General features: G+C 44.1%; 10 protein-coding genes. 8 read left to right on the top strand and 2 right to left on the bottom strand.

Annotation, left to right across the window (positions count from 1 at the left end; all coding sequences use genetic code 11):
• Nucleotides 1-1,202, top strand: a 1,202-nt coding sequence (locus Hs20B_RS09200; RefSeq protein ID WP_172357820.1) for an Ig-like domain-containing protein, incomplete at its 5' end; no start/stop codon positions are given.
• Nucleotides 1,203-1,455: 253 nt separating this feature from the next.
• On the opposite strand, the gene Hs20B_RS09195 is transcribed toward Hs20B_RS09200, so the two are convergent.
• On the bottom strand, nt 1,456-2,427 hold the full coding sequence (locus Hs20B_RS09195) for an asparaginase (RefSeq protein WP_172357817.1): 972 nt from the start codon (nt 2,425-2,427) through the stop codon (nt 1,456-1,458).
• A gap of 108 nt (nt 2,428-2,535) precedes the next feature.
• On the opposite strand from Hs20B_RS09195, the gene Hs20B_RS09190 reads away from it, so the two are divergent.
• A complete protein-coding gene (locus Hs20B_RS09190; protein ID WP_172357815.1) occupies nt 2,536-3,954 on the top strand; it encodes a Cof-type HAD-IIB family hydrolase in 1,419 nt (472 codons plus the stop codon).
• A gap of 42 nt (nt 3,955-3,996) precedes the next feature.
• On the opposite strand, the gene Hs20B_RS09185 is transcribed toward Hs20B_RS09190, so the two are convergent.
• The gene (locus Hs20B_RS09185) at nt 3,997-5,343 is read right to left on the bottom strand and encodes an aspartate kinase (protein WP_172357813.1); all 1,347 of its coding nucleotides are present in this window, start codon (nt 5,341-5,343) and stop codon (nt 3,997-3,999) included.
• A gap of 96 nt (nt 5,344-5,439) precedes the next feature.
• Here Hs20B_RS09185 and Hs20B_RS09180 point away from each other — a divergent pair, with 96 nt between their 5' ends.
• The 6 genes from Hs20B_RS09180 to Hs20B_RS09155 all read left to right on the top strand — a co-directional run bounded on the left by Hs20B_RS09180 (nt 5,440) and on the right by Hs20B_RS09155 (nt 11,231).
• Nucleotides 5,440-6,081, top strand: coding sequence for an HAD family hydrolase (locus Hs20B_RS09180; RefSeq protein WP_172357811.1), 642 nt, complete (start codon nt 5,440-5,442; stop codon nt 6,079-6,081).
• Between the two features lie 126 nt (nt 6,082-6,207).
• Nucleotides 6,208-8,190, top strand: a complete 1,983-nt coding sequence (locus Hs20B_RS09175) for a GGDEF domain-containing protein (RefSeq protein WP_172357809.1) — start codon at nt 6,208-6,210, stop codon at nt 8,188-8,190.
• A gap of 15 nt (nt 8,191-8,205) precedes the next feature.
• On the top strand, nt 8,206-8,658 hold the full coding sequence (gene rplI, locus Hs20B_RS09170) for a 50S ribosomal protein L9 (protein ID WP_172357807.1): 453 nt from the start codon (nt 8,206-8,208) through the stop codon (nt 8,656-8,658).
• Entirely contained in the window at nt 8,659-10,020 is a 1,362-nt protein-coding gene (gene dnaB, locus Hs20B_RS09165; RefSeq protein ID WP_172357805.1) for a replicative DNA helicase, read from the top strand.
• Between the two features lie 117 nt (nt 10,021-10,137).
• Complete coding sequence (locus tag Hs20B_RS09160; RefSeq protein ID WP_172357803.1) at nt 10,138-10,383, top strand: Veg family protein; 246 nt, start codon at nt 10,138-10,140, stop codon at nt 10,381-10,383.
• Nucleotides 10,384-10,430: 47 nt separating this feature from the next.
• Nucleotides 10,431-11,231, top strand: coding sequence for a phosphotransferase family protein (locus tag Hs20B_RS09155; RefSeq protein WP_172357801.1), 801 nt, complete (start codon nt 10,431-10,433; stop codon nt 11,229-11,231).
• Nucleotides 11,232-11,263 lie beyond the last annotated feature (32 nt).

Here is an 11,263-nt window from a genome sequence, read left to right as displayed (position 1 = left end):
GCGACACGATCCTTATCAAAGATAAAGATGGCAATGTCATTGGCACAACTACAGTTGATCCAGACGGTAACTTCACAGTAACTGTTCCAGCTAAATCTGGTGATGATCTCACTGTCATCGAAGTAGGCAAAAATGGTGTTCCATCTGACCCTACTAAGGTAACAGTACCAAGTGATACGACAAAACCAAGTGCACCATCTGACGTAGTTGTCTCAACTCCAGATGATAATGGCAATGTCACAATCACAGGCAAAGGCACGCCGGGTGACACGATCCTTATCAAAGATAAAGATGGCAATGTCATCGGTACAACTACAGTTGATTCAAACGGTAACTTCACAGTGACTGTTCCAGCTAAATCAGGCGATGGACTCACAGTTACTGAAACAGGCAAGAACGGCGTTCCATCTGACCCTGCTAAGGTAACAGTACCAAGTGATACGACTAAACCAAGCACACCATCTGACGTAGTTGTCTCTACTCCAGATAGCAATGGCAATGTCACAATCACAGGTAAAGGTACGCCGGGCGACACGATCCTTATCAAAGATAAAGATGGTAATGTCATCGGTACAACCACAGTTGATTCAAATGGCAACTTCACAGTAACCGTTTCCGGCACGCCAGGTGATGATCTATCTGTTACCGAAGTAGGCAAAAACGGTGTTCCGTCAGATCCTGCTAAGGTAACAGTACCAAGTGATACGACTAAACCAAGCGCTCCATCTGATGTAGTAGTCTCTACCCCAGATAGCAATGGCAATGTCACAATCACAGGCAAAGGTACCCCAGGTGATACGATCCTTATCAAAGATAAAGATGGTAATGTCATCGGTACAACCACAGTTGATTCAAACGGCAACTTCACAGTAACCGTTCCAGCTAAATCTGGTGATGATCTATCTGTCATCGAAGTAGGTAAAAATGGTGTTCCATCTGACCCTGCTAAGGTAACAGTACCAAGTGACACGACAAAACCAAGCGCACCAACTACGCCAACATTGCCAGGCACTAGCACGAAACCTGCTAGTACACCAGCAGCGACTGCTTACCCAGTTCTACCAAGAACTGGTGAAGACAGTGGTACGGCAGCTAGTCTTCTAGGTGCAGCATTCCTTGCCCCATTCTTCTTACTTGCATGGAAACGTCGCAAGAAAGATGAGCAGGATGTCAAAAAAATCGCAACAAATAAGCGAAAATAAGTAGACACCAGTGAGTGATAAAAAATCACACAAAATCCCTCTAGGCATGACACCTGGAGGGATTTCTGGCTCTATAATAAAGGCTCTATAATAAATCGTGTGGGAAAATCCCCATGCGATTTTTTTCATAAAAAATCCTTCCCTCTATGATGAACAAAATTTTGTACAACTAGAAAAACAAGCAGCCGAAGTTGCTTGCTTTATAGAGGAATTGATTTTCCCACACGATTTGGCAAAGAGCCCTTTTTTTCTATTATTTTTCGATATAGTTGGCCAGATTTTTCTGTGAGAGACCGGCATTTAACGCAATGATTAGCTTGAGCCGTGCTTTTTGCGAGTTGACTTCTCGGGCAAATAGCACGCCCGCCTCGTGAAGTTTTACGCCTCCGCCGTCATAGGCGTAAACAGGCTCTGCGATGCCATTGAAACAGCGGGAAACCAGAACGACTGGGAGGTCGGCATCTAGAAATCGCTGGAGGCTATGAGCTGCAAGTGGTGGTAGATTTCCCGCACCCAAAGCTTCGATAACAAGACCATCAAGGCGCCCACAATCTAGGAGGTCAAATAAATCTCCCGTCATCCCGGCGTAAGCCTTGATAATCGGGACGTTAGCTGTGACATTGTCAATGTCAAAATGGGTCGTTTCAAGGTCGTTTTGAAAGTAGAGGATGTGCGTCTTTGTCAGCAAACCGAGGGGACCGTGCGTGGGCGTCTGGAAGGTGGAGACGTTGGTCGTGTGGGTCTTTGTGACATAGCGCGCGCTGTGAATTTCGTCGTTCATGACGACCAGAACGCCTCGGTCACGGGAGTCTGCGCTTGCTGCCACGCGGATGCTTGAGAGGAAGTTATAAACGCCGTCGTTGCCGAGCTCGTTAGATGATCGCATGGCACCTGTGATGACGATTGGCTTGCCGCGTTTGATGGTAGCATCGAGAAAGAAAGCGGTTTCTTCTAGTGTATCAGTACCATGTGTGATGACGACACCATCAAATAATTCGTCGTCAAAAGCGCGGTTAATGCGCTGTTTAAGCACTAGCATGTCGTTTAAGGTGACATGCGGTGATGGCAGATTGAAGACGTCTTCAACGGTCAATTTTACATTATCAATGGCATTTTGAACAGTGTTCATGGGATTTTGGTTGCTGGCGTCTGGCACGACATTGCCTGCGGCGTCCTCGTGCATAGAAATCGTACCACCAGTGTGTAAAACAAGAATATTTTTCAAAATAGAGGGCTCTTTTCAGTTTTATCGTTAAAATAATTGTATAATATAGTTAAGGATTTTACAAGGTAAGCGAGCGAATTTGCTAGGCAAATCGTAAAAGGAGGCGAAATGGCAACCAAAGCGGTTTTTTTTGATTTAGATGGCACACTTTTCACGGGGACGCGCAATGTCGCTGCAACCACGCGGCGAGCCATTGTTGAGCTGCATAAAAACAAGATTTTAGTGGGTGTTGCAACAGGACGTGGCCCCGCTTTTGTCCTGCCATTGATGGAGACGCTGGAGCTTGATTTTGCAGTGACTTACAACGGCCAGTATATCTTCACGCCTAAAAAAGTGCTCGCAACAAGGCCGATTGACAAAACCACTTTGCGCGAGGTCGTCGATTATGCGGGTAAAAACGGACGTGATATTTCACTTGGCATGGCCGATGGTGTCCATGGTAGCAGCCTTGTCAAGTTCGGTGAAACCAGGACAGCGCAAGTGATTGCAGGCATTTTACCTAAGAAAATGTCAGGATTAACGAAAAACAGCTTCAAAAATGTCGTCAGAAAGGTGAAACCGCAGTCAAAAAACTTGTCAGAAGACATCCGAAAGCCGGTTTATCAAGTCATCATGGTGGCAACAAGTGCTGAGACTGCTGAAATTATGACGCATTTTCCAGAGTTAGAGGCGACGCGTTCAAATGACTATTCGGCTGATCTGATCAGCCGCGGAAACTCTAAGCTCAAAGGAATAGCACGTCTAGGCAAAGAGTTTGACTTTGACTTGTCAGAAGTCATGGCATTTGGCGATTCTGATAATGACCTTGCCATGCTTTCAGGCGTGGGTCAGGGGATTGCTATGGGAAATGCTACGCCTAATGTAAAGGCGGTAGCAAGCTATATAACAGACCACAATAACGCTGATGGGATTGCAAAAGCCTTGGCACATTTTGGTTTGATCAATTTTAAACATGCGGCAAGCTTCATCTCAAAAGACGATCAGTTTAACAAGGTCAAGGAATTTCACAGGTTGATGGACGGCAAAACTCAGGAAATGCCTCGTGTTTATCTACCTGAGGAAGCAAGTCACCGTGCAGGTTTCAAGGTTGAAGAGATTGTCGAGTTTTTATTTGCGGCAGCAAATGCTGACGTTGCAGTTTTTGATGACCTGACCGAAAAATTGCATAGTGCCATCGATACAGCAGCTACAAAAGTCAAGTCCAAGCCAGTTCCCGAGGGTGAAAATGCTTTAACAGGTGAAGTTGATGCATTGTTAGACTTGCTTTATTTCACTTATGGTTCATTTGCGCTCATGGGTGTGGATCCGCATGAGGTTTTTAATCTCGTGCACAAGGCCAATCTGGGCAAAATTTTTCCAGATGGTAAGCCACATTTTGATCCCGAAACGCACAAGATTTTGAAACCTGATAATTGGGCTAAGGATTTTGCGCCAGAAGATAAGATTGAAACAGAGCTCGAGCGTCAGATTCGCGTTGCCATGAGTAAACTTGGTAAATTAGACAAGCAAAAAGCCGATGACTTCTGACGAAGACTCGGCTTTTTTGTTTTTTTATATAGTGGTCAATCATCAGAAAAATTCTTGATAAAGGGCTTTGATCGCTGATTTTTCTTGGTTAGATTTGACGATGAACATGACAGAGACTTCTGATGAGCCTTGTGACAACATCTCAATATTGATGCCAGCATTGGCAAGTGCCTTGGCAGCGCGTGCTGTCACACCGATATGCTCGTTCATATCTTCACCGACAATCATCAGAATCGAGAGGTTTTTCTCAAAATATAGCTCGTCAGGCGCAAGACTTTCTGTCAGATTTTGAATGACAGATTTCTCAATTTGCTTCGTCAGATAACGGTTGCGCATGATCACACTCATGTCATCAATCCCAGTCGGCATGTGCTCAAAACGGATGCCAAGATTTTCCAAAATCTGCAGCACTTTGCGACCAAAACCGATTTCACGGTTCATGAGATATTTGGAAATGTTGAGTGAGACAAAATCACCGTCGCCCGCAATACCAACGACTGGATTACCTGTCATCGCGCGTTTTGCGACGATTTTAGTACCGGGATGGCTGGGGTTGTTGGTGTTTTTGATGACAAGCGGTACACTAGCACGGTAGGCTGGCAGCAGAGCTTCATCGTGAAGGACGGAAAAGCCGGCATAAGCAAGCTCGCGCATTTCTTTGTAGGTCAGCTCAGCGATTGAGGCAGGGTTGTCTACGATGCCAGGATGGGCTGCGAAAATACCGTCAACGTCGGTAAAGTTTTCATAGAGATCCGCATGGACGCCAGCTGCAACGATAGAGCCTGTGATGTCAGAGCCACCGCGAGAAAATGTGCAGATTTGTCCTTTTTCCGTAACGCCAAAGAAACCAGGGATGACTAGTGTTTCTTCTAAGTCATTGAGATAGTTGATTTTTTCGTAACTTGACTGAAGCAGCTGCGCATTTCCAGGCTCTGGTGTCACGATGATGCCAGCATCTTGCGGATGGATATATTTAGCTTTGATACCGTTTTCTGAAAAATATTCGGCGATAAGTTTGGCGTTGTTATTTTCGCCAGCCGCTAAAAAAGTATCATACAAAAAGGCGTTGTCTGCGATTGGCAGGCTGGCTAGGGCTTTAATATCAGCAGCAATATTTGCCATGACAGTGCCAGGTATGCCAAGTTCATCGCAAATGCTTTGGTAGCGCGCGATAATCCAGTTCTGATTTTCAGAGACGTCATCGCCATTTTTGTAGGCTTTGTAGTAAGCGATGAGGGCATCTGTGACTTTGGTGTCACTATCATCACGTTTACCAGGTGCAGATACCACGACAAACTTGCGCGTGGCATCACTTTTGACAATGTTAAGAACTTTTGTGAGTTGTTCAGCACTCGCGAGTGAAGACCCGCCAAATTTTATGACTTTCAAGCGATTCATCCTTTGTAAAATAGTATTACAACCATTTTACCGAAAATTCTGAAAATTTTCAACACGAAATCGTAAAAAATTTGATAAAATAGGTATATGACAACTTTTAAAGCAATTATTTTTGATATGGACGGCGTTTTGGTTGATACAGAGCGCTATTACTATGACCGCAGAAAGACATTTTTGGACACAAAAGGCATTTCTATTGCGCATTTATCGCCACTTGATTTTATTGGGGGCAATATGAAGCAGGTTTGGCACATGATTTTGCGTGATGACTACGCCAAGTGGGACGTGGCTGCGCTTCAAGCTGAGTACCTGCAATATAAGCTCGACCATATGATTCCCTACGCACAGCTATTGTTTTCTGACGCCAAACTGACCTTGGAGAAGTTGAAAGAAGAGGGCTATAAGCTAGGACTTGCCTCAAGCACGGCGAAGGCTGAGATTTTGCGTGCCCTTGAAATGACAGAGTTAAACACCTATTTTGAGGTCGTTTTATCAGGCGATGACTTCAAAGAATCCAAGCCAAATCCTGAGATTTATCAGGTTGCTATGTCGAAGTTAGGCGTAAATGCTGATGAAACATTGGTTATCGAAGATAGCGAAAAAGGGATTGCTGCAGGTGCGGACGCTGGGGCAGAAGTCTGGGCGATTAGAGATCAGATTTTTGGGCTTGATCAATCGCGTGCAAACCGTTTATTTGACAGTCTGACCGCAATCTCAGGGCAGTTATGAGAGTGTTTGACTGACTGAATTTTTGAAAATATGGCGTAACTATGGTAAAATAAGCTATTATGGCAAGGTGCAGGAGATTTTATCCAGACAACCCAAAAAGCTAGGCATGAGCAAGGAAGACAGAAAATGAATTTGAAGCGGTTTGATCGATTTTTACCCCTTGCCATTATCATTTTGATGACAGTGGTATATTTGTGTGAGGTGCTGATTTTGCGGCTTGCTGAGCTGCGTCAGACTGAGTTTATCTTGCTCTTGATTGTCAACACCATTGTGGTTGTCGTGTTGCTTTTTCGGACGCATAAGCTCAATGCGAGAAATATTGATAGTATTCGTGCGCTTAACGAAAGCGCCGAAAACTCACTCAATGCAACGCTTGACACCATGCCAATCGGTGTGCTGCGCTATTCTGATAAGGACTACACACCTGAATGGTTCAATCCATTTGTCGACATTATCTTTGCCAATGACGAAGAAAAGCTAGAGGCCAATCACATCAAAGAAATCGTGCAGGATATTGATGATAAAGGTACGCAGTATCTATCTGTCAATAGCAAAAAATATGCGATCAAGGTGGATCAAAAGAAAAATCTGATTTATTTTATCGATGCAACAAGTGAAGTGGTCGCAAAATCTGTGACGAGTGAGAGTCGGCCAGTGATTGGTATCATTTCAGTTGACAACTATGATGATGCGACTGATCTGATTTCAGACTCAAGTCGAACGGTTATCAACAACTTTATTGCGACAAACATTGATGGCATCTCAAGCAAATATAACGTCTATATCAGCCGCTACAACGCCAGTCGCTACTATATCTATACCAATTATCTGACGCTGAAAAAAATCATGGGCGATAAGTTTGAGTTTGTCAATGTTTTCCGTGAAGAAGCACGCAGCAAAAATTTCTCACTTACGCTGTCGATTGGCCTGTCTTACGGCCTTGAAAACTTTGCCAAAATTGGTAAAACGGCACTGGATAACTTGGAGCTTGCGCTAGTGCGTGGTGGCGATCAAGTTGTCATCAGGGAAAATATCAATACAGCGCGACCTGTTTATTTTGGCGGGAATTCGGCTAGTCATATCCAAAAGTCAAGGACGCGGGCACGGGCGATTGCAACAGCGCTGCGCACGATTGTGCTGGAGTCTGAAAATGTCTTTGTCATGGGTCATAAGTATCCCGATATGGACGCACTAGGTGCAGCAGTTGCGACAAAAATATTCGCCAATATGAACGGCAAAGAAGCCTTTATCGTCTATGATGAAAAGCAGCTCTTGCCTGATGTGACGCGTGCGATTGCAAAGCTCAATGAGTCAAAAGATGGTTTTGCACATATCATTCGTATGGACACAGCCTACAAGCTCAAGCGTGACAACTCGCTTTTGATCATGGTGGACCATTCTAAAACCAGTCAGACTATGGACTATAACTTTTACAAAAAATTTGATAAAGTGGTCGTGATTGACCACCACAGGCGTGACGATGACTATCCTGAAAATGCACTTCTGAGCTATATCGAGAGTGGCGCCTCATCAGCGTCAGAACTGGTCGTTGAAGTCCTGCAATATCAAAATGATCAGGTTCAAAAAATGTCTAAAACAGAGGCGTCAATTGCGCTTGCAGGGATCTCAGTTGATACACAGAACTTTTCAAAAGGCACAACGACAAGAACCTTTGAAACAGCATCATACCTGCGTTCACAAGGTGCTGATAACACGCTTATCAAGAAATTACTAGCTACAGACTTTGACAAATACAAGAAAATCAATGAAATCGTGCTTGGCGCCGACTTCTATGAGCATTTCGCCATTGGTCTCGGGCAATATCGTAAGATGTATGATAATGTCACCATTGCCAAAGCAGCCGATACATTGCTAAATATGGCAGGTGTCGATGCGTCATTCACCATTGTCAACCATGAAAATGGCTATGTGGCGATTTCTGCGCGCTCATCTGGTGATTTCAATGTCCAGCGCATTATGGAAAAACTAGGCGGCGGCGGTCATTTCAACAATGCTGCGGCACAGGTTTATGAGAAAACACCAACTGAAGTTAAAGATGATCTCATTGAGATTCTAAAGAACATTGAAGCTGATACAAAATCAGAATAATAAAGGAGAACACCCATGAAAGTTATTTTTTTACAAGACGTTAAAGGCAAAGGAAAACGAGGCGAAATCAAGGAAGTGCCGACTGGTTTCGCACAAAATTTCTTGCTCAAGAAAAATCTCGCCAAAGAAGCAACTGGTCAAGCGCTAGCAGAGCTTAAAGGGCAAGTCAAGGCTGAAGAAAAAGCGGAAGCTGAGCTTTTGGCAGAAGCGCAAGCGCTCAAAGTTGAGCTTGAAAAAGAGTCAACGATTGTTGATATTAAAGAAAAAGTCGGTGCTGATGGGCGTTTGTTTGGCGCCATCAACTCTAAAAAAATCGCAGATGCGCTAAATGCTCAATTTGATCTCAAACTCGACAAACACAAAATCCAACTCGAATACCCGCTCAAGGCGATTGGGGTTAAAGATGTTCCCGTGAAACTACATAAAGATGTGACGGCAACCATTCGCGTCAAAATTTCGGAGAAATAAATGGCAGCTATTGATGTTATCAAGGCGCCACCTCAAGATATAGCGGCTGAACAGGCGGTTCTTGGAGCGATTTTCCTTGATAGTGAGCGCTTGATTGAAGTCTCGGAGTACGTCACGGCCGATGATTTTTACAAGACCTCGCATAAGATTATTTTTAGAATTATGACGCGGTTACTTGAGGATCGCAGTCCTGTCGATGTTCTGACGGTGCATTCTCGACTGGAAAATCAAGGAGATCTTGAAACAATCGGCGGCATTTCTTATATCCAAGAGCTTGCTGACAGTACGCCGACAGCAGCAAATGCCGTTTTCTATGCGCAAATTGTTGCCGAAAAGGCGTTGCTACGTAATCTGATAGGCAAACTAACAGAGTCTGTTGAGCGAGCGTACGCCCAAGATGAACCTGCTGATGACATCATTGCTGCTGCTGAAAAAAATATTATTGATGTGACGGAAGGTCAGACGCGTTCTGGTTTTCGGAAGATTTCTGATATTTTGGATGTCAACTATGATGAAATTGAAAAACTCTCAAAACTCAAGTCAACAGTCACAGGTATTTCGACTGGCTATCCAGCACTTGACCATATGACGACAGGTCTGCACGAGGGTGAATTGATCATTATTGCAGCGCGCCCTGCCATGGGAAAAACAGCATTTGCGCTCAATATTGCGCAGAACATCGGTGCAAAATCTGGTCAGACAGTTGCTATTTTTTCACTTGAAATGGGGGCTGAAAGTCTGGTCAATCGGATGGTGTCGTCAGAAGGCTTGATAGATGCACATTCACTTCGGACAGGGAAGCTGACTGATGAAGACTGGAATAACTTGACCTTTGCCATGGGGAGCCTTGCAGGAGCTAGTATCTATGTGGATGACTCGCCAGGCATCAAAATCACGGAAATTCGTGCGCGTGCCCGAAAACTGGCACAAGAAACTGGCGGTCTGGGCTTGATATTGATTGACTATTTGCAGTTGATTTCAGGGACTGGCCGGGAAAATCGCCAACAGGAAGTATCTGAGATTTCCCGTCAGTTGAAAGTCCTTGCTAAGGAGCTAAAAGTGCCTGTTATTGCACTCAGTCAGCTCAGTCGTGGGGTCGAACAGCGTGAGGACAAACGGCCCAAACTATCCGACTTGCGTGAGTCGGGGTCAATTGAGCAGGATGCTGATATTGTTGCCTTTATTCATCGTGAGGCTTACTATCAAAATCCAAATGATACAGAAGTAGAGATTGATAACAAGGCAGAGATCATATTTGCTAAGAACCGTTCGGGTGAAACTGGCACAGCTGAGCTCATCTGGGTCGGTCAATTTACCAAGTTCACCAGCATTGACACGCAGCATTCTGAAATGAATCGCTAAGAAGTCATAAAATAAATGTAGATTTTAAGGCGGGTTTCGTGTTATAATAGAAATACTGTCAAGTCTAGCACAAGCAAGCTAGTCAAAATCAAGTCAAATAAAGAAACGAGAGTAGTTATGGATAGCCAAGAAGTCGGAAAAATCATCGAAATCAAAAAAGAAGTTGCGGCGCATATCGGTCAGGAAGTGGAAATCACAGATCACTATGGGCGTAAACGTGAAAATCGCCATAAAGTAATGTTGGCAGAAGTTTTTGACACTCATTTTGTAGTTGAAAAAATCTTGCCCCGCGGTCAAAAAATCGTAGAATCTTACATGTATGCTGATATTTTGACACAGTCTATGTTGATTCACTACAAATAAACTAGCGTAGTCAAAAGTAAACTTGATGAAAGGAGGAAACACCATAGATGATGTTGGACAATGAATCAGACTGGCATTATTTGCCGCTAAATAATTCATTTGGTCGCAATGACAATAATGTTTTTTATGCGACTTTCGGCAGTCAAAAAGCATTTGTCAAGGTTAATGCGAGTCCGCTTTTAGCGTCTATTTCGCAAGTCGGTCTGACGCCAAAAATCATCCAATCACGTCGCAATAGTAATGGCGACATGCTGACTTTTCAGTCGTGGATTGATGGTGTGGTGCTTGATGCAACTGAAATGGGAGACCCTCAGGTCAATCAAACGCTTGCAACCTTGCACCACAGCAAAATGCTGGTCGAATCTTTCATCAAGTTTGGTAATCAAGTCACAAGACCAAGAGATTGGGCTGAAACGCTTTATTCCAAAGCGCATAAAAGCTTGATTGCAAACAGTTTCCTCTCAGAGTTACTAGACGAGTTGCGTGCAGCAACGCCTGCTTTTGACGCACAAAATGCAGTTGTCGTACATGGCGATGTTAATCATCACAACTGGCTAAAAAATGACCACAGCGGCAAAATCTACTTGGTGGATTGGGACACAGTGGCACTTTCTGATGCATTTGTTGATGTCGGACATTTGCTGAGTCACTATATTGCGCCGACACAATGGCGTGAATGGTTGGATTATTCGGGCTATAAGATTGAAGCTGATACCTTCTTGAAAATCAAATGGTACGGCACGCTGTCGTTTCTAAAACAGATTAACGAAAATCTCTGGTCAGATAACATGCAGGCGGCCAATCTTGAAATTTTGGGCCTACGCCATTTCTGCAACATTTTCAAATAAAACAATGGGAGACTTCGTGTCTCCTTGTTTCA

The organism is Pseudolactococcus insecticola (assembly GCF_011170065.1).
GTDB classification, from domain to species: Bacteria; Bacillota; Bacilli; order Lactobacillales; family Streptococcaceae; genus Pseudolactococcus; species Pseudolactococcus insecticola.
Note: the sequence above shows the minus strand (reverse complement) of the source record. Positions and strands in the feature narration are given on the sequence as shown.

Excerpts from the sequence above, each read along its gene's own strand:
- rplI (WP_172357807.1), top strand. The coding sequence starts at position 8,206 with ATGAAAGTTATTTTTTTACAAGACGTTAAAGGCAAAGGAAAACGAGGC.
- dnaB (WP_172357805.1), top strand. The coding sequence starts at position 8,659 with ATGGCAGCTATTGATGTTATCAAGGCGCCACCTCAAGATATAGCGGCT.
- Hs20B_RS09190 (WP_172357815.1), top strand. The coding sequence starts at position 2,536 with ATGGCAACCAAAGCGGTTTTTTTTGATTTAGATGGCACACTTTTCACG.
- Hs20B_RS09180 (WP_172357811.1), top strand. The coding sequence starts at position 5,440 with ATGACAACTTTTAAAGCAATTATTTTTGATATGGACGGCGTTTTGGTT.
- Hs20B_RS09160 (WP_172357803.1), top strand. The coding sequence starts at position 10,138 with ATGGATAGCCAAGAAGTCGGAAAAATCATCGAAATCAAAAAAGAAGTT.
- Hs20B_RS09155 (WP_172357801.1), top strand. The coding sequence starts at position 10,431 with ATGATGTTGGACAATGAATCAGACTGGCATTATTTGCCGCTAAATAAT.
- Hs20B_RS09175 (WP_172357809.1), top strand. The coding sequence starts at position 6,208 with ATGAATTTGAAGCGGTTTGATCGATTTTTACCCCTTGCCATTATCATT.